The 19169-nt window shown below is 43.9% G+C and carries 17 protein-coding genes; 4 read left to right on the plus strand and 13 right to left on the minus strand.

The annotated features are described in order from the left end of the window. Nucleotides 1-212: 212 nt before the first annotated feature. From glf to AC5JM2_RS19755, 6 genes are all read right to left on the minus strand, one after another. Nucleotides 213-1334, minus strand: a complete 1122-nt coding sequence (gene glf / locus AC5JM2_RS19730; protein ID WP_495836548.1) for a UDP-galactopyranose mutase — start codon at nucleotides 1332-1334, stop codon at nucleotides 213-215. Between the two features lie 394 nt (nucleotides 1335-1728). After that, nucleotides 1729-2910, minus strand: a complete 1182-nt coding sequence (locus AC5JM2_RS19735; RefSeq protein WP_495836549.1) for a hypothetical protein — start codon at nucleotides 2908-2910, stop codon at nucleotides 1729-1731. A gap of 117 nt (nucleotides 2911-3027) precedes the next feature. Beyond that, nucleotides 3028-3984 carry a glycosyltransferase family 2 protein gene (locus AC5JM2_RS19740; protein WP_495836550.1) on the minus strand — a complete coding sequence of 319 codons (957 nt, stop codon included), beginning with the start codon at nucleotides 3982-3984 and terminating at the stop codon, nucleotides 3028-3030. A gap of 41 nt (nucleotides 3985-4025) precedes the next feature. After that, complete coding sequence (locus tag AC5JM2_RS19745; RefSeq protein WP_495836551.1) at nucleotides 4026-4637, minus strand: serine acetyltransferase; 612 nt, start codon at nucleotides 4635-4637, stop codon at nucleotides 4026-4028. A 363-nt stretch (nucleotides 4638-5000) separates the two neighbouring features. Next, on the minus strand, nucleotides 5001-5924 hold the full coding sequence (locus AC5JM2_RS19750) for an O-methyltransferase (RefSeq protein WP_495836552.1): 924 nt from the start codon (nucleotides 5922-5924) through the stop codon (nucleotides 5001-5003). A 380-nt stretch (nucleotides 5925-6304) separates the two neighbouring features. Then, on the minus strand, nucleotides 6305-7369 hold the full coding sequence (locus AC5JM2_RS19755; protein WP_495836553.1) for a ParB N-terminal domain-containing protein: 1065 nt from the start codon (nucleotides 7367-7369) through the stop codon (nucleotides 6305-6307). Between the two features lie 1056 nt (nucleotides 7370-8425). On the opposite strand from AC5JM2_RS19755, the gene AC5JM2_RS19760 reads away from it, so the two are divergent. The 3 genes from AC5JM2_RS19760 to AC5JM2_RS19770 all read left to right on the plus strand — a co-directional run bounded on the left by AC5JM2_RS19760 (nucleotide 8426) and on the right by AC5JM2_RS19770 (nucleotide 12236). Further along, nucleotides 8426-9250 carry an ABC transporter permease gene (locus tag AC5JM2_RS19760; RefSeq protein ID WP_495836554.1) on the plus strand — a complete coding sequence of 275 codons (825 nt, stop codon included), beginning with the start codon at nucleotides 8426-8428 and terminating at the stop codon, nucleotides 9248-9250. Nucleotides 9251-9265: 15 nt separating this feature from the next. Next, on the plus strand, nucleotides 9266-10567 hold the full coding sequence (locus tag AC5JM2_RS19765) for an ABC transporter ATP-binding protein (RefSeq protein ID WP_495836555.1): 1302 nt from the start codon (nucleotides 9266-9268) through the stop codon (nucleotides 10565-10567). A 124-nt stretch (nucleotides 10568-10691) separates the two neighbouring features. Next, nucleotides 10692-12236 carry a glycosyltransferase gene (locus AC5JM2_RS19770; protein ID WP_495836556.1) on the plus strand — a complete coding sequence of 515 codons (1545 nt, stop codon included), beginning with the start codon at nucleotides 10692-10694 and terminating at the stop codon, nucleotides 12234-12236. A gap of 525 nt (nucleotides 12237-12761) precedes the next feature. On the opposite strand, the gene AC5JM2_RS19775 is transcribed toward AC5JM2_RS19770, so the two are convergent. From AC5JM2_RS19775 to AC5JM2_RS19805, 7 genes are all read right to left on the minus strand, one after another. Then, nucleotides 12762-13796: an amidohydrolase family protein gene (locus AC5JM2_RS19775; RefSeq protein ID WP_495836557.1), complete on the minus strand. Its 1035-nt coding sequence runs from the start codon at nucleotides 13794-13796 to the stop codon at nucleotides 12762-12764. A gap of 14 nt (nucleotides 13797-13810) precedes the next feature. After that, a complete protein-coding gene (locus AC5JM2_RS19780; protein ID WP_495836558.1) occupies nucleotides 13811-14068 on the minus strand; it encodes a hypothetical protein in 258 nt (85 codons plus the stop codon). Nucleotides 14069-14131: 63 nt separating this feature from the next. Further along, nucleotides 14132-14596 (minus strand): nuclear transport factor 2 family protein, encoded by a 465-nt coding sequence (locus tag AC5JM2_RS19785; protein ID WP_495836559.1) that lies wholly within the window; start codon nucleotides 14594-14596, stop codon nucleotides 14132-14134. Nucleotides 14597-14703: 107 nt separating this feature from the next. Next, nucleotides 14704-16224, minus strand: a complete 1521-nt coding sequence (locus AC5JM2_RS19790; protein ID WP_495836560.1) for an aldehyde dehydrogenase family protein — start codon at nucleotides 16222-16224, stop codon at nucleotides 14704-14706. Nucleotides 16225-16403: 179 nt separating this feature from the next. Next, a complete protein-coding gene (locus AC5JM2_RS19795; protein WP_495836561.1) occupies nucleotides 16404-16547 on the minus strand; it encodes a hypothetical protein in 144 nt (47 codons plus the stop codon). Nucleotides 16548-16637: 90 nt separating this feature from the next. Next, on the minus strand, nucleotides 16638-17042 hold the full coding sequence (locus AC5JM2_RS19800; protein ID WP_495836562.1) for a YybH family protein: 405 nt from the start codon (nucleotides 17040-17042) through the stop codon (nucleotides 16638-16640). A gap of 238 nt (nucleotides 17043-17280) precedes the next feature. Next, on the minus strand, nucleotides 17281-17769 hold the full coding sequence (locus AC5JM2_RS19805; RefSeq protein WP_495836563.1) for a nuclear transport factor 2 family protein: 489 nt from the start codon (nucleotides 17767-17769) through the stop codon (nucleotides 17281-17283). A gap of 287 nt (nucleotides 17770-18056) precedes the next feature. On the opposite strand from AC5JM2_RS19805, the gene AC5JM2_RS19810 reads away from it, so the two are divergent. Further along, a complete protein-coding gene (locus AC5JM2_RS19810) occupies nucleotides 18057-18938 on the plus strand; it encodes a LysR family transcriptional regulator (protein ID WP_495836564.1) in 882 nt (293 codons plus the stop codon). Nucleotides 18939-19169 lie beyond the last annotated feature (231 nt).

Genomic DNA, 19169 nt, shown 5'->3' on the forward strand with positions numbered 1-19169 from the left:
AGAAAGAATTAGAGACTAATCATTTGTATCAAGGATTTCGTGAAATGGTATAACAGGGCAAGGTGAGGTTTCGCCTGAATGATACCGTGTACACACCAGATCGTTTTCACCTCACCCTCGCTTGAATCGGCGCTAAAATCTTTCCCTCTCCTTAAAGGAGAGGGATGCCCGACAGGGCAGGGTGAGGTTTTGCGGGTGGGATGTTTCGGAATTTATAAGTGATTAAGCGAACTTGATATCAGTACCCGTTGAACAAGCTGGGAGTAGACTGTTAGTGCCTGAGCGACAACTTGATCCATATTGTAATACTTGTAGGTTGCCAACCGTCCCACGAAATGCACGCTTGGGGTTGCGTCAGCTAGTGCCTTGTATTGTTTGTAGATTTCAGCGTTTTCTGGGCGCGGTATGGGGTAGTAGGGATCTCCTTCCGCTTGCGGGTACTCGTAGACAATACTAGTTTTAAGGTGTTCCTGTCCCGTCAGGTACTTGAACTCAGTGACGCGGGTGTATGGATGTTCGTTGGGGTAATTTATCACTGGTGCAGGCTGATGCAGAGGTTTGTTTAGCGTTTCATGCTTGAACTCTAGGGAACGGTAGGGAAGTTTGCCATAGCGGTAATCGAAGAACTCGTCGATGGGACCTGTGTAGATCATTTCGCGGTAGGCGATTGCCTCTTGAATCTCGCGATAATCGGTGTTGAGCATAATCTTGATGTTGGGGTGAGACAACATCTTCTCAAACATCCGCGTATAACCATGTAGAGGCATTGCTTGATAAGTGTCTGTGAAATAGCGATCGTCGCGGTTTGTGCGGGTAGGTACACGGGCGGTGACTGATCTGTCGAGTTCCGATGGATCAAGTCCCCATTGCTTACGGGTGTAGCCACGGAAAAATTTCTCGTACAATTCTCGACCAACTTTGCTCACCACCACATCTTCAGAGGTGCGAATGTAGTCTTTTTGCTCAGCGACTGAAGCGAAGAACTCATCCAGTTGGAACGAGGTGAGATTCAATCCATATAACCGATTGACAGTATCAAGGTTAATCGGGATGGGCACAAGTTGACCATCTACGCTAGCCAGAACGCGGTGTTCGTAAGGTCGCCACTCGGTGAAGAAGGAAAGATACTCAAAGACTTCGCGGGAGTTGGTATGAAAGATGTGGGGACCGTATCTGTGTACGAGTATGCCTGAATCGTCGTAGTGGTCGTAGGCGTTGCCGCCAATATGAGGACGTTTGTCAACAATCAGAACCTTTTTTCCAGACTGACTTGCTAGTCTTTCGGCAAGGACGCTTCCTGCAAATCCTGCGCCAACAATTAAGTAATCAAACATTTAAATTCCACCTTTTTTGTATTTGGATATCTATAAGCACCAAGCAATGATTTGCAAGTTCAGATCAGCGTTTTGTGTTTAGAGAGAATAAAAAACCGCAGAGGCGCAGAGGACACAGAGGAAGAGATAGGCAGAGGGAAAGGGAAAATTTTCTGTATGAATGCAACGTGCATATCAACTTTTATTTGCCACGACTTACGCAAAAACTCTTCTTAACCTCTTTTCTATGCGCTAAGGCGCACGCTACGCGAACGTGTCCTTTGCGTTCTACCCTGCGGGAAGCCGCTCCGCGTCTATGTGGTTCGTTTTTCCATAACTTTGCGTAAGTCCTGAATGCAAATCATGAGTTACCGTAAACTCATGAAAATGCCCATTTCTCTTTCTTTTGAGAAAGTCAGTTGGCGATGGGGGGTGCTAAGGAAACTCGTGGAGTCCCACCTCCACCGACACTCTTCGGCGCGTTGTTATCGACGATGTAAAGTGCTTTAAATAATTTCATAAAGTCGTCGTAAAATTTCCCACCAGTAGTTTGGAAATCATAACCATAAGTGGCGCGGAATTCTTCAAGAACTCCTTTTTCTAGACATAAGTAATGTGCGTCCCAACCTGCATCATCAACAACGTAAGCACCATAGTCTTGTAACGCTCGAAACAGCTTTTGAGCTGCTGGTGTTTGCAGCTTTAATCTTGCGGCAGTGACATTGCGGGGAATTGCCAACAGCGTCCCTTGCACTAACTTGGGGTTAGTACCGTGATATTGATTGGCGGCTTTGCTATCGGCAATGTAGGCAGGCCAACGATATCCTGGAACAGCACGAGAGTAGTAAAGGTATTTTTCCCCCCAAAGAATAACTTTTAATGCATGGCGGATTGGTTGATTTTTTGTGAGTTCACCTTTGCGAATAGATCCACCAATAGAAGAGAGACCCGAACCGAGGTGTCCGCCTTTGATACCGTCGCCATAAATATCAACGCCACCCCAAGGGTTACGCCACCCATGAACAGATCCTCCTGCTGTACAGCGTGCTAGTGGTTCAAACTGCTCAAGAGTTTTACCATCGGGCATGAGAAAGGCTGAGGCGTTGTTGGGTGTATAATATGGCTGACTTGTGGCATCTGGAACAATTAAGTTGTCTGGCACAGGTAGTGAAATTCCCATAGATTGAGTGCCTGTACAGCGTCCAGGTCCAAAATTGCCAGGACTGTAAACTGGACGTTGGGGATCGCTTGTCTTGAGCTTGTAAAAGTATTCCTCATCTGCTAAAGCATTTTTTGCCTGTTGAATATTTGCTGGTCGATAAACTGCGCGGGAGCCAATCGGCATATTCCATATTGAATTGGATGCGAAAGGCCACAGCCATTTGTCGCGTTTGCCTTGAGTTGTGGTAGATTTGGCAATGTGGTTGGTGTTCTGACTCATACTCATAATGCCGCTGCTAGAACCATAACTTAGATACAACAGCAAGCTAACCAAAAATATCGTTAAGAAAACCCGCGTTACATTGCTTAAGTGACGCTTATTCTGCCCTAGTTGTCGTAAAAATCTCGTATACTTACGAGCTTTGTTGATCGTCAAGTGAGTATGCTCCTTTACTGCTAACAACAACTAGGATAGTTTGCCAATACGCAGGTCAAGTTATAAAGACCAGTGTTCGATATTTTGTAGTCACTTGATCCAAAAAGTGCGGTGTTGTTAGGTAAGACTTAATATGCGTCGGCGCAAAGCGTAAAGTAGCGACAGTATTTTAGTGTAAGCGTTAGAGCCGAACCATTGCAGCATTGCGATCGCCAAACTCAAGCGAAAGTACTCGCCCGAGAAACGTAGCGAAGGGAAGTGGGCGATCGCTTGTTCCTGAAAATGAATCGCCTTCTTGTAGTCTCTATTACCACTTTGTACGGCTTTCCAAGCTAAAAACATGTTGGCATGACCATAGCTTCGGCTTTTTAAATACAGTAGTTCGGGGGGTGCACAGCGGAATGCTTTCTCAATAATCATCTCAAAAGCTTCTTCCACCACTTGCCAGTTTTTGGTCATATTGTTTAGGTGCATTCGATAGTGCATTAAAGGTTCTTTGATTACTGCAAAGGGATAACGAGCAGCAATGCGAATCCACATATCCCAATCATCAATATTGCGTAAATTTGGGTCAAATCCCCCAACAGTGTCAAAACAACCACGACGAACCATGACTGAAGAGGAAGGTACTGTATTTTGTACAACTAGTTGTTTCCAGACATCACCTTCAGCATTTGAGATCATGACTCTACCTGTAGGCTGACTTTGTGCATCAATGACAGCCATCCAAGTATGCACCAAGCCTACTGTAGGATTATTTTCCAGACAACCCACTTGTTTTTCTAGCATGGTCGGCTCCCACAAATCATCAGCGTCCAAGAATGCTATATACTCTCCTTGAGCCTTAGCAATACCTTTGTTGCGTGCTAATGGTACGCCCTGATTTGTTTGGGAAATCAGTTTCACTCGTGGATCTACTAGCTGAGAAACCCATTCGACAATGTTGTCTGCGCTACCATCATTAATAATTAATACTTCAAAATCATTAAAGGTTTGCCTCAGAATACTCTCCACAGTTTCAGGGAGGTAGGTCATCGCATTATAAGCCGGAATAACAACAGAAACCTTGACCATTTTCGATATTCCTTAGCATTTTGCTAATCAAAAATAGTAAATTATTTATACAGACTATCGGTATTAGAGTGATTTGATACTGATGTCAGTTCTGAAGCTTGGTGTAATTCGTTGTTCATCAAAGATAAAGGGGTATTGAGTGTGCGAATAACTCTTGCTGGATTCCCTACAACGACGCTACGATTAGGAACGTCTTTCACCACAACAGAACCAGCTCCAATCACTGCATGATCGCCAACTGTAATCGCTCCAATAATCACAACATTGGAACCTATTTCTACGTTATTTCCAATTTTTGGAGAGCCACTGGGTGTACCATCTTGCAGCATCTTATTTCCAATAGTGGTTGAATGCCTCAAGGTACAATTCATACCTATTATCGTTTCATGATTGACGACCAAACCGTGAGAATGAAAGAGCTTTAAATTTTGTCCTACTTGTGTATCCCAAGGTAAGTCAACTCCTAATATCCACTCAATTAAAAACTGATATAAAATTCTATAAAACTTAGAAAAAAAAGGTAAGGGCAGATTACCAAGTATTTTTGTAGATCTAAACATCAATAAGATGAAACGTGACTTGGTGCTTGTTTCTTTATTTACTTGCCAATCTTGCAGTATCGAATTAAGAAAAATAATCATTACTGATGACATCTCCTTACTCCAATAATAGGGAGTTTAACCGTATTTGTAGACTTAAAATACCTAGTTCTAAAAAAGTAGAAATAAAAAAAACTTAAATCACAAGCTTTTCGCTCCTGCTTTTTGACAATATCTTCAGAGCCATCGTTTGGACAAATTTTTATCTGAAGGATGAAGTGTGAAATATTAAGTATTAGATGAAGTATATCGTATTTCATTCTTCATCCTTTAGACTTTAGACTTTATTCGGTCATGTATTATGACGTAGTTTTCAAAACATGATTTTTTGTCTATAACCTTACTTTTGTGTGAATATATGAACTTTAGAATTCTTTTTCTCAAGAAGTTGCCTCATGGCTTATCTTTAATTCTTTGCTAAATACCTACATTTGTCAGTTGACTTCGCAATAAAAGTGTTCTGTCTTCAGCCAATTTGCGAATAACAGCCATACCGTAATTAACTGGATTGGTTCTAATTTCGAGTAAATCAAAATGAGGAGACTTTTTAATGAATTTATCAATAATGTATCTTGGATCGTCCCAACCACAATATTTTGGGTTAATATCATGCAAAACGATATATCCACCAACTGAGACATGTGGATAAAAAAGCATAAAATCATTAAAACATCCTTCTACAGTGTGGTCTCCATCAATGAAGAGAAAATCAATAGGCTCACTGAGAAATTCATGAATTTTTTCTCCTACTTCTTTAGAATTCTTTTTATAAAACTTGACTTGATGTGAAAGTTGAGCAGCATCTACAGATTTCTGGGCGTATTCAAGGGGATTAGTTAAATATCCACGATGATGAGGTAGGAGTGGAATAATATCATTAAATAAATCAACCGAGTGAACAGTGCCTTGACTTCCTATTTGCTTTAAACCAGCAGCCAACCAAATTGTAGACACACCAGTAAAACAACCAATCTCTAAAATATTCTTCGGTGCAACATTACAAACTAAAGCTCTGAGAAAATCTCCTTGCTCTGGTGATATGGAGTCAGGGCAAGTAAATTTGTCTTGATACATTTTGACTAATGTAACCGCCCAAGGAGATGTGCAGTTTTTTAAATGTTCTGGTATTTCATAATATTGATATGAAATACCTAAAGATAGCCAAAGCTCATTTATAAAATTCTCAAAGTCATCTTTTTTGATATACACTTCACCATTTATGCTTTGTTGCTCAAGTTCTTTTTCTGTTAAAATTTTGATGATGTCCTCCTGTTCTACTTTCAACAATTGATATAGATCTTTGGAAGAAAATAAAACTTCTTTTTGTTGAGAAAAAATCATAATCAATATTTTTGTAATTATACTCATAATACATAGTGTACGAAAATATCTTGAATAGTCAACTTCTCCACTAAAATATTTACTTATCTTTATAGCTATTTTTAGAAAATTTAAAGTACTGTTTTTCTATTTATTTTTTCTAATCGTTGTTTATGACAGAAGAAATACAAAAATTAATTGTCAAATTGGTAATAATTGTTTGATATAGATTTTGGCAAATTCTCCAGTCATCTATGGATGTCTTCTCACATATTGTACCAATAAAACAATTGGAAAAAACCCCGTAAAACTTTACGAGGCTTAAGTTCGAGAGTTTATCGAGCAATGGGCTAAAATTGGTCTACAATCTGACAAAATTGGGTAAATTTGTCTTGGTTTAGCTATAATTGTGCATCTGCACAGGTGTATCTTTTTGTTTCTTGTGACTCTATGCCTACAACAGCATAACTCTTGTGAAAGTATTCCTGTTGGTTTCCCTCATTGAGCGCTTGTTTAGCTGCTTCAATGATTGTTTTGAGATGAAATTTACTCAGCCCATTGCTAGCAGATGTGGAGATGATTTTAGTCAACTGCTCTGGAGACAGATGTATGATTTCCATTGCAATTTTATTAATTATTATGTCTTGAAGGTTAATCGTTTCTGTTGAGGGCGTAGCGTAAGACTGATGTTCAAGTTGTTGGTGTACATTATTTAACGGTTGTTCTTTGAATAGCTGTACCTCCGACTCTTTAAAGCTGGAAGTTTGTTCATTATTAGCAAGGTACGTGCTACTATCAGGCTGCCCTACTAACACGTCAATTTGGTGATCACATTGACTTTGTTGAGGATTGTCTGTACATATAAGCACCCGTTCGCATTCGTCCTCCGAATGTTGCTTTGAAGATTCTGCAATATTTGTCGATGTCATTCCCTCGCCAATGTGAGTGGTGTCAAGTGTGTAAGTTTTTCCTTGGCGTTGTACAGTGCGTTTTTTGGTATCTGCGTTTTTATCGCAGATAGATTCACGCATTTGACGAACCATAAATTCGGAAACGCCACAACGTTTGGCAATCTCGCGATTACTCCAATGATTCCACTCCTCATCTTGTAGCATTATATTCACCGCACGGCGTTTATCTGCGTTAGTACGTCGTAAACCATGATTGGCATTGGCTCCCACTGAGTACAGCAAAGCGTCGCGGCGGTTACCCTGGTGTATTTCTACGGCAATCTCCTGACGCCCAGCTTTTTTAGTTGCATGCAGCCGATGGAAACCGTCTGCCAGCCAGTAGTTCTTGCCGTCGTAAAAGACTAAAATCGGGGGAAAGATGGCATCCGACGTTATCGCTTCCGCATATTCTGCAATGACATCCCAGTTGAGTTTGACGCGTGACTGAGTACCACCATTGATCAAAATGTCTGCAATCGGAAGGTACTCGACTGTTGGGATAGATATAGTCGTCATAACTATTGTGTTTTAGGAGCTTTAACAGACATGGGTGAATTCTAAGAGCTACCAATAAAAGCTAAAACCCAATTCTTTATCCACTGGAAAGTGACATATTTTTAAGCAACTCCCTGAATCCATAGAAAACCTTAAGTAACAATTACTTTGATCTTAGAGATTTTTCAATCCGCCTATTTATACACTTTTCTGTACTAATTTTACAATTCTATCTAATTGGATATAAGTGTAGGTAAAATTGAAAGTAATCTCAGATACTTTTTTTATTTGTCAAGATAACTTAATGCATATAAATTTTCAGACTTTCAAGATACTTTTCTCAAAAAAATGTTAGTTGTTTATCTAAAATACTTTCTAAAAACCAGGATTATTGCTGCCACTACTGTTTGCTCTGCGCAACGTTGCTCATGAAAAGTTTATAGTTAGGTTTTATCAGTTCACCGGACTCATAATACTAGCTTCTGTTTTCTTAGGAAAATTCTAATTTTTACCAAATTTGTGTGTTGAAAGTTTAATTATGCTATATACTCGGAACTAAGAGCTTTCAATATACTTAAGCATATCAATACTCTAGGCAAAGCTGCGGAGCTTATGGATACCCAAATTCACACAAGTAGCCAACTGGGGGCAATATCGAAAATTTTTCTCTGATACAGACTTTCGGTTATCTCTCTAGACTTGATACCTGTAAATCGACTGGTATAACTAACCATAATACCTTCCTTAAAGGAATGGCTCAAGGAAAGAGGATTAGCCTAAATCAGCCACCTTAACGAAATAAGTCATGTGGAGCAGAGATTTTACTTCTAGTGGTTTAATTTATGTCAGTATCAAGGTAGCTTTTTCATAAGGCTCTTGCATTAAGGTTTGAACCAAAAGTGTCAATGTCGTGTATGCGTCTAACACCTGTTTAATTGTTAGTTTAAATCATGATTTAATTACCCAAAGTCAAATCGGAAGTTTTGTGATGGCGTGTATAAACCATCTCAGGAATTTTTCCGCTTTGCAGAAGTCTAAATAGTGTTTACATAGCTAGCATCCAACAGTTATTTGTAAATGGATACTACAAAAACTCTTATCAAAGCCGGTCGAACTGAAAGCCTGTATTGGAAAGATTTGTGGCGCTATCGAGAGCTGTTTTACTTTCTAGCTTGGCGCGATATTTTGGTGCGGTATAAGCAGACTGTGATTGGGATTGCCTGGGCTTTGCTTCGACCATTTTTAGCAATGATTATTTCCACTGTGGTGTTTGGCAATCTCGCGAAGTTACCCTCGGAGGGTGTGCCATACCCAATTTTAGTATTTGCAGCAATGCTACCCTGGCAATTTTTTGCTAGCTCTTTAACAGAGTGCAGTCTCAGCTTGATCCATAGTAGTCACCTCATTTCTAAAGTTTACTTCCCTCGCTTGATTGTGCCAGTCAGCTCAGTGATTGTTAGCTTTGTAGATTTTCTTATTTCTGGCATCATCCTGTTAGGATTGATGGCTTGGTATGACTTTGTACCTGATTGGCGTATCTTGACGCTACCGTTGTTTATTCTGATTGCCTTTGCAGTGGCGATTGGAGGGGGGCTTTGGTTAGGAGCGCTGAATGTCAAGTACCGTGATTTCCGCCATATTGTACCGTTTCTTGTGCAGTTTGGCTTTTATGTATCTCCAGTCGCTTATAGTAGCAGCGTGATATCGGAAAAGTGGCGCTTACTCTACTCTTTAAATCCAATGGTAGGGGTGATTGATGGCTTTCGTTGGGCAATTTTGAGCGGGCAGTCAAAACTCTACTTGCCGGGATTCATTCTATCTATGGGATTGGCTTCTCTGCTTCTTGCCAGTGGTATTTGGTACTTCCGTAAAACCGAACGCACGTTTGCAGATGTTATTTAAGTAGGGAGTGAGAGTATGTCTGATAATGTAGTCCAGGTTGAAAATTTAGGCAAGAAATATACAATTAGCCACCAAAAGCGGGGAGCTAACAGTACTTTGCGGGATGCGATCGCCACTAGCAGCAAAGCCATCAGTCGTAAACTCCTAACACCCTTTGGCAAAAAAATACCCAACCCAACTCATGAGGAATTTTGGGCGTTAAAGAATGTTTCTTTTGATATTAAGCAGGGCGAAGTTGTTGGCATTATCGGTCGCAATGGGGCAGGAAAATCAACTCTTTTAAAGATTTTAAGCCGAATTACTGAACCCACAACAGGACAAATTTTAATTACCGGAAGAGTTGCAAGTTTGTTGGAAGTGGGAACAGGTTTTCACCAAGAATTAACAGGACGAGAAAACATTTTCCTGAACGGTGCTATTTTGGGTATGAGCAAGGCTGAGATTAAAAAGAAGTTTGATGAAATTGTATCTTTTGCGGAAGTCGAGAAGTTTTTAGATACTCCTGTAAAGCATTATTCATCTGGGATGTACGTACGCCTTGCTTTTGCCATAGCAGCACACCTAGAACCAGAAATTTTGATTGTGGACGAAGTACTAGCAGTGGGGGATGTGCAATTTCAAAAGAAATGTCTGGGAAAGATGGGTAACGTAGCGAAGGAAGGGCGAACTATTTTATTCGTGACTCATAACATGAGTATGGTGGAATCTTTGTGCGATCGCGGAATTCTTCTTGAACAAGGCACACTGTGTGTAGATGGGACTTCAGAAGAAGCTGTTAGGGTTTACCTAGAAAAGTCTTACAGTCTGGCTCAAGAGTTACCCTTAAACCAGAGAAGAGATCGCACTGGTTCTGGAAGAGTCAGAGTTTCTAGTTTTAGAATATTGAATGAAAAAGGTCATGAAGAGCAAGTTTTACAATCTGGAAAAAATTACTATTTTGAAGTAGGATACTCAAACTATATAGGAAAGCGTCTAAGTAATGTAGTTGTAAGTATTGCTTTCGCCGATGAAAGAGGTACCTTTGACTTGTTATTAAGGAGTAATTTCACCAACAATTATCTGACTCTTGATTCTGATCAAGGTTATATTCTTTGTGGCATAGGAAATTTGCCTTTAGTGAATGGCTTGTATCTAGTTTCGATATATCTATCACATGCAGATAGTGAAACGCTAGATGATATTCAAGAAGCTGTATCTGTGGTTGTAGATGGAGGTGACTTTTTTGGTACTGGTAATCCTGGTTTGCCAAACTTCTGTAAGTTTTTAGTTAAAGCAGACTGGTCTACATCACACGCTCATTTATTCTCCCATATGTAATTTTATTTTCATAAACTAAACATTCTGTTTACAAGTACGAACAGAATAAAACAAGATTGAAATATTTTTTCCTGTCATTTCAATATTAGCTTTATCAAGCTGACTTTCATTACTGGAGGCTAAGATGTCATACAAAATTCTTTATTACAATTGGGATCCTTACTTTGGAAAACCATCTTTAGGGGGAGGTGTATCAATATACTGCCGGAGTTTGATTGACTATTTTAGTCAACAAAGTGACTATGAAGTGAATTTTCTTTATAGTGGAGTTGACTACACCTTTTTCGGAAAACAACCTTACATTAAACAGGTTAGTAACAGTCGTCATCCTAGTGTTCCAACCTTTTCAATAGTTAATTCTCCTGTTTTCTCCCCTTCTCACTTTTATTTTCATAACCCTATAGGAAATGTTGAAAATCCTGAGTTAGAAAAATACTTTCAACAGTTTTTAACAGAACATGGACTTTTTCAAATTATTCACTTTCATAACTTGGAAGGATTAACTGCTACTTGCCTTAAGATAGCTAAAGAGAGCGGCGCTCGGGTGGTATTTAGCTTACATAACTATTGGTCGGTTTGCCCTCAAGTTAATTTATGGAAATTAGAAAGTAGCCCATGCTCAAATTATCTTGAAGGAAGAGCTTGTGTTTCCTGCCTAGACACAAAAATACATGTAGATTTAGAACTGACTCTTAGAAAACTAAATCATTTAGGAAGCTTGCTAGGTCAGGATCAGCAATCACTTCCTGTGGCTGTAGCTAAAAAAATTTACAGGGGGATCTACAGCCAAATTTGGTATCAAGTAATAACTCGTACAAAATCTCCCTTGAACAAACCTCTTGAGATGAGTAGTACAGATATGCCTCGACAAGCCGATTTGTACCGCTATCGGCGAGAGGAAATCGTTTCTCTTATAAACCGCTATGTTGATGTAGCACTGTCTGTTTCTGAGCGAACCACTTCCATTTATAACCAATACGGAGTTAACCCAGCTCTATTGACGACAAAATATATAGGCAGCCAATCGGCTCAGTTTCAAGTACCACCCAGCAACCCAGCAGCCTACACCCAAGGGCAGCCCTTTAAATTAATCTACATGGGACCAGCAAGAAGAGATAAAGGATTCTACTTCTTGTTAGAAGAACTACGTTCTTTACCACAGGAAGAATTGAGTTCGCTTGAGTTGGTTGTAGCAAGCCGAATTTATGATTCGGTCGAGTTGGGAGCGTCAATTGAGCAGAAAGGACGGTTGTTATCTCTGGCTCAATCTCTTCACCGTTTCCGTTTCTACCCTGGGTACAAATACGAGAATATTCCCAGTATGTTGGATGGAATCCACTTGGGAGTTGTGCCATCACAATGGGAAGATAATCTCCCACAAGTTACTTTTGAACTCATCGCCTGTCGCGTGCCAGTACTCTGCTCAAATCGAGGAGGTGCACAGGAGTTTGTTCGCCATCCAGCTTTCATTTTTGACCCTTCAAAACAAGGAGACTTCGAGTACAAACTCCGTACTATTCGAGAGAACCCGCACTTACTCACCGAGTTTTGGCAAGAGGCGCGACCAGTCAAAACAGTAGAACAGCATTTTCATGAATTAAACGAAGTTTATCAGACGGACATCGAAAAATCGCTTTCTCTTGTTGGCGCGAGTTTTAGTGCTGATTAATGATAGTTATAGCAGTCCTAAATCCTGAGCCGCTGCGGGCACGCTACAAAGAACGTGAACAACAAGATTTCCGACAACTTTTGCGAAGTCGGAAATCTGAGGATGCAGAATTTATGCGCTAGCTCCTGCGGAACCGCTACGCGATCGCGCAGGCACTTTCACACAAATCAAATAGGATTGCTATATCAGTAACCACTAACAACTGATAACTGTTAAGCTCGACTTTATCCATTTTCCAGCAACGCGCTAACATACGCTAAAACCCTCATCCAACCTAGACTTTGACTTTTTCGATCTCGACAAAATTAGTGATAGATGAAAAAGTTTTTGCCACAAAGCTACAACTTTTGCCAGATAACAAGGTTTACGCTGCTTAATTGGATAAAGTCGAGTTAAGAGGATGTTTGGAAAGTCAAAGCTGGTCAAAAATCATGCGAGTCGTCGAACCATAATACGTATCATCGCAATATCTTGGGTTAGTTCTGTCGGCGAGATGTGACAGTTACGTTGTGTTTACCTAAGCTGTCAGGAGCCGAAGCCAGCTGCGACCCGTTCGGGGAGAGAATTGAGGTTCAAACAGAACAGCTTGTTCGCGTTTTCACGACCGACCTTCAGCTTTGTGGCGTTCTCAAGCCGCATGTCGTCGAACCACCGGCCCCCCATGTCCATCTGCTCATAAGGGTAATCCACGGAGAAGAGCACTCGGTCCTCGCCCATCTGCTCAATGGCTTCCAAAAACGGCTTGGTGTGGAAGTGACCGCTCGTGGTAATCCAAAAGTTGTTGCCAAAATAGTAGCTCGCGCGCCGCTTCGCCTTGGAGCCTTTCTCACCTTCGCGCTGCTCATCGAGGCGATGCTGCATGCGCGGCAGCATGAAGGGGAGACCTTCTCCCAGGTGACCCAGGATCACCTGCAAATTGGGGTACTCGTCGAAGAGTCCGCTCAGCATCAAGCGAATGGCGTGGCTGGCGGTCTCGTAAGCGAAAGCCCAGGCGGAGCCAACCAATTCAGGGTAGCCCTTGATCGCGCGGGTTTGACTAGGCAGCGGTTCGCGTGGATGTAGATACACTGGGACGAGGAGCTTGGAGACGCGCTCCCAGAACACCCGCACCGGCTCCTCGTCCAGGTATTGGACGTGTTCGTCAGAGCCGATGTTCGAGTAACCGTTGATCAAAGCCCCCTTGAGTCCTAGTTCGCTCACAGCCCGCTCCAGTTCGTCTGCGGCACCCTTCGGATCCTGAAGTGCCACCGCCGCAAAGGAGGCAAACCGCCCAGGGTATTTCTTGATGAAAGAGTGCGCGTAGTCGTTCGCAGACCGCGCCAGCTCGGTGGCTTGCTTCGGATCGATGACCCCCTGCACGCCAGGCGAGGTGAGCGACATGATGCAAAGCTCGATGCCAGCGCGATCCATCTCAGCGATGCAGAGTTCAGGAGCGAGCAGGCGACGCTCGATGTCCTGAGCGTAAGCGCGGCCATTTCGACCCTCCTCGCCCTTGGCATCCCAGTGCTTGTTGTTCAACTTTGTAGAGAAGTGTTCTTCGAGTGCGATTTTGCCTTCCATGTTTTTCTCCTTGGTTAGTGATTGGTTGTTGTTTGTCGCAGCGTTATTTCTCCCCCTGTTTTGGCTACATGGTGAAGGTGTATGGGATGATCTTCTCGATGACGGTATAAAGCGTGGCGTTGCAAAGTCGCCACGCTAGGGTCGGCGGAGTAGGTGAAAGCCCCGCTCGGTCCACTGTCTTTGCCGGGAATGGACGGTGAAGCCAGTGCGACAGTCGGACAGACGGCAACAAGTAGCGAGGCGACTGCGACGCGGGTGGAGAATTCGAGCATAACGGCATCTTTGGATTGACCGAGCGGCGGCGGTGAGGCGTAAGCAGATCGGGAAGGGGGCGCTTAGACCTCGATTTCTCCACCTGCGGGGTTACTCTGGAACTTCCATGTGCCGCTTGAGCGGAAGGTCGAACCTGTGCCAAAGGTGTCCTCCATGTACTGCATGTAAGTGACCAAGCCATTCTTCACCTTCGCCAGGACAGAGAAGGGAGAGATGAACGTTTTATCGAGTTTCACCGAATGGACGGTGAAGCTGCCGAAGACAGCCACGTTCTCGCCCTCGCCGAAGATCTGCTGGATATCGAACTCCTCGATGGTCCAAAAGGTGTTGACATCCTGGAAAGTTTTGAGGATAGCTGCCTGGCCATCTTTGTGCGTGCCCGCCCAAGGCATGAGCTTTTTCAGGTCGGGATTATCGTAGCTGAGCGACACGTAGATGGCGTCGGGGGAGACAAGCCGATTGACGACCTCAGGGTTGGTGGGGTCTTTGAGGAGTTCCTGAACGATTTCTACGGGTGTACTTGACATATGTACTTTGTATGTGATCAGAAAATTTTAGTTGAGAAATTTTGTAACTGAATTAAATCGTTGTGAGGCTTATTTACGAAGACCTCAAGACTCGGGTTAAAGCTCAACTATTGGACAGAAATGCCAACACCTGGGATTATTCCTGAGTTGAAGGCGATATGTTTGTACTCTAGGAATTCATCGATCGCTGTCAAACCATTCAGTCTGCCATTACCGCTGCGCTTGAATCCGCCTTCTTCAAACTCGTCCCAAACGATCGCCCAATCGTTGATCCAGATGGTGCCCGCGTCTATCTCTCGGGCGACGCGCAGTGGACGGTCAACATCCCGAGTCCAAATGCTCGCGGCCAAGCCATACTCGCTGTCGTTTGCGAGCTGCACCGCTTCTGCCTCAGTATCGAAGATCTGCATGGTGAGGACTGGACCGAAGACCTCTTCTTGAACAATCGTCATTTTCGGATCGCTGACTTCAAGCAGGGTCGGACGGTAAAATGCACCGCTAGCTAGTGGACCTTCGACAATTGGACCTCCGCGTACAAGCACCTTAGCGCCCGCTGCGATCGCCTCCTCCACCATCTTGTCAACACGAGCGACGTTCGGCTTATCAATGAGAGGTCCCATATCACTGGACGGATCAGACGCAGGTCCTGTCTTAACGTTCTTCAGTCGCTGGCTGATAAGCGTGCGAAACCGATCAGCAACAGCACGCTGTACCAACAGGCGAGAACCCGTCATGCAGAACTGACCCGCGAAGGTCGTGAGTGCCTTCTCAACCTTTGGTGCAGCCGCCTCCAGATCGGCATCCTCGAAGATGATCATCGGCGTCTTACCACCAAGCTCGGTCTGAAACAGCTTGAGCGTCGAAGCCCCTGTTGCGGAAATTGCTTTCCCTGTCTTCGTGCTTCCCGTAAAGCTGATCACACGAATATCCTTTGACTCCATGAGAAAGGACGATCCACCTCTCCCTTTGCTTTCGCTGAAAACGTTGATGACGCCTTTTGGCAAGTCGGCAGCCTCAGCAAGTACTTTACTAAAGAGATAGTTGATCTGCGCTGTGTTACCGGGCAATTTGAGCACAGTGGTGACGCCAGCAGCGAGAGCAGGTGTCAGAGAACGCACGGTGAGCACGAGCGGTGAATTAAACGGTGCCACGATTCCAGCTACGCCGATAGCAGACCGGGTGACAACCGAGAGGTGTCCTGGCAAAACTTCCAAAGCCCGTCCGTAATTCGTCAGAACGACAGATGCCCAGTAGCGAAACTTGCTGGGAATCATGTCAACTTCAAACGCTGCTTCGGCATGGATTTTGCCGTTTTCGAGCGAGAGAATCTCGATCAGATCCTCTCGCCTTGCTTCAAAGCGGTCTGCTATCTGATTCAAAACTCGCGCACGCAGAGCGCGATTGTCCTTCCAGTCTAATTCCCGAAAAGCCTGCACCGCCGCGTTGGTCGCTTGAACCGCCTCTTCGCGCCCGCCATCCGCATAAGTGCCAATGACCTTACCTGTCGCTGGATCAATGCTATCAGTATGCTTCTCCGAATCGACCCACTCGCCATTAATCCAGTTCAATGCTGGCGTCCGCAGGTCGATGTTCATTGTTGAGTTTTTCTTGTCCGTCGTTGTTGACATAGTAGCCGCTTTTTCCTTTTCTTCTCGATAACTAAATCCCTACTTGGAGTCAAAACCCGACACATTTTGACCTTGTTCGGTTAGTTGGTGGTACCGTCTTCATCCCATCATGTTCATAATTTCATACCCCTTTATTTGTTCGCATTGCCATGTTGAATGAGCCGAACCTCATCCCTGATTTAGACTAATCGTTTTATTCCCTGATAGTCTTGCTCAACTCGATTATTCAGATACTTATTCTGCGCGGCATGGATATGATGAAACAAAGCCGTAAAACCGACGATCAGCGATCGCAATAGCAATGCAAAGATGTAGACACGCATTGTAGAAGGAGTAGAACCGAACTGAAGCTACCACAGCCTTTGAAGATGTCTCGCGTCCCCTCACCAATAGTAAGTCCTCTGCTTGTGTAGCTACTGAACTCCCTGCTCCGGCTGTGTCGTAAAGGTATAGAGAATGATCTTCCAATCACCAGACTCTTTGCTAAGCACGAAGATCTCCCTATTGAAGTCCAGTTTTGTCGAACCGTCCTTAAGGTTCATTTCCGTCTGCCCTTGGGGATGATGGGTTCGCACGATCGCTATCGATCCATGGATGTCCACCGCGTCGTACTGGAAGTCTGTCGTAAACTTCGTCTCTTGGAATAGCTTTTTGTACGGTTCTTCCATTGCCGCGACACCGACGACCGTAGCTTTGTTGTTCCACTCAGCGATGGCATTCGGAGCGAAAAGCGTCCGGATGGTATCGAAGTCAGAGTTATTCAAGGCTGTCTGGTAGGTTTCCACGACATGCTTCGCGCGTCGCTGTACAGCAGCCACACTCGCCGTCTTCGAGTACGTGAAAGCTCCGCTCGGTCCACCGTCCTTGCCTCCTTGTGCACTCGCATAGCTACTGACGGACGTTAGAACGAGAAGGATAGCTACTACCATTCGCTTGTGCATTGAGTCTCCTTATTGCTTTGCATTTTGAGTCAAGAGCGACCGTCGTGCGTGAACTTCGCATTTGCTAGAACACCGATTCAGTAATCGGAATCATGACGATACAAAAGTCTGACTATCAGGACGCTTTGAAGGTGATGTCTGCCTGATCGAGGAAGGGCTGGAACAAGTCTACCGGCCAGTTGGGATCGCTCTTGGAGGTGCGCTCTAGACACTTCCATACGCCATCGCGACGTTCAAAGATGTCGTCGTAGGTACCACTCGAAACGGTTCCGACGTGTTCAGCCTTCCAGGACACGAACCATCGCCAGTGCGCTTCGGCCCTGTCACCCGAGCCGGAAATTTCAAACGCGCCCATAGAGTGGAACCACTTGTCCATCGGAAAGACGCTGTGTGCGTAGTCGAACATCTGCTTCATGCCCTCAAAACCCTCGAAGGTTGAAGTACGTAGATCGTAGACGTGGAATTTAGCCTCTGGCCAGTAAAGGCGGTTATAGAGGTCGGCCTGCTCGCGCCCCCAACCCTTGTCGATGCACCGCTGATGCATGTTGAGCTGCTCGAAGATAGTAAAGCGATCAATCACCGTGAGTTCGTTGTTCTGAGACATTGAAGTTCTCCTCTACGTTGAAATTCTTGCGGGCGGTCGATGAGTTGATAGTGTTCTAGATTTGTTGTTAAAACTCCTGAAACGTCCAATGCATAAATTCTTCAGGCGAAGAGCAACAAATATAGAACACCACCCTTTGTTGGTTCAGTCATAGCTATCTCCTTGCCTAGTTAGTTGATAGTACCTTGTTCATCTCATCATATTTATTTCTCATTTGTTGAACAAGTATCATTTTATTGATAGTATGTTTCTTCTTAGTAAACTTTAGAACCACGATGGACACGTTAATGAGTATGAAAGTGTTGCGTCAAGTGGTGGAATCGGGAAGTTTTGTGGCAGCCGCTGAGCGGCTCAATTTATCCACAGCCATGATCAGCAAGCATGTGAAGCACTTGGAGCGAAACCTTGGCGCACGTTTGTTAAATCGAAGCAGCCGACACTTAAGCCTAACCGAAGCAGGAAAAATCTATTACGAGCAATGCCGGGAAATGCTTGATAACTTGGAAATGGTGGAGGCAGCAGTGAGGCGATCAGCCGTCGTCGCGCGTGGCGTACTCAAGATCACCGCCCCGGTTTGGTTCGCCAACCCGTTGTTTACCAAAGCCTTGGCGGAATACCGCTTTCGCTATCCAGACGTTTTGCTGGATCTGAATCTGAATGATCGGATGGTGAACTTAGTGGAAGAGGGATTTGACTTGGCGTTACGTGTCACGCATGATCAGCCCCGTTCTTCACTGCTCACGCGACGCATTTGCCCCATTAAATTCATGTTGGTCGGCTCACCAGACTATTTGCGAAGAAATGGACACCCAAAAACCCCCAACGAACTGTCAAAGCATGCAGCCATCAGCTATTATTACTCGCAGTTTGCTGATGAGATGTTCTTTGATGGTCCCAACGGACGGCAGACGGTCAAACTAGCAGTCTCGATCCGCTCCAACAACACCATTATGGAGTATCAAGCGACTTTAGCCAGCATGGGGTTGGCGGTTTTGCCAGAGTGGTTGGTTGAAGATGATCTTACCAGCCATCGATTGGAGGTGGTGAAGCTGGACTACACCTTGTTAACCGCATCCCTTTATGCTGTTTACACGAGTCGGCAATACCTATCACCCAAAATAAGGACTTTCGTAGATTTTCTAGCTGAGTATTTTTCTGGCGTTGCATAATGGCAGTATGATTGAACTCTCTGCATAGAGCCAAATCACAAGGTGTTAGCATAAGCGAAATGATTGAAATATGGATAAGAAGCTTTGACGCTGAATAAATTCAGCACGTCGTATTTCCGCCCCGATTTAAAAATACGGGGCTACCATACTCCCACATGAATCACCGTGTGATTCATTGAGTAGAAATCAAACCCAAAACAAAGGGTTCTGAAGGATTAGTCGCAAGGTAAT

Source organism: Brasilonema angustatum (assembly GCF_059505445.1).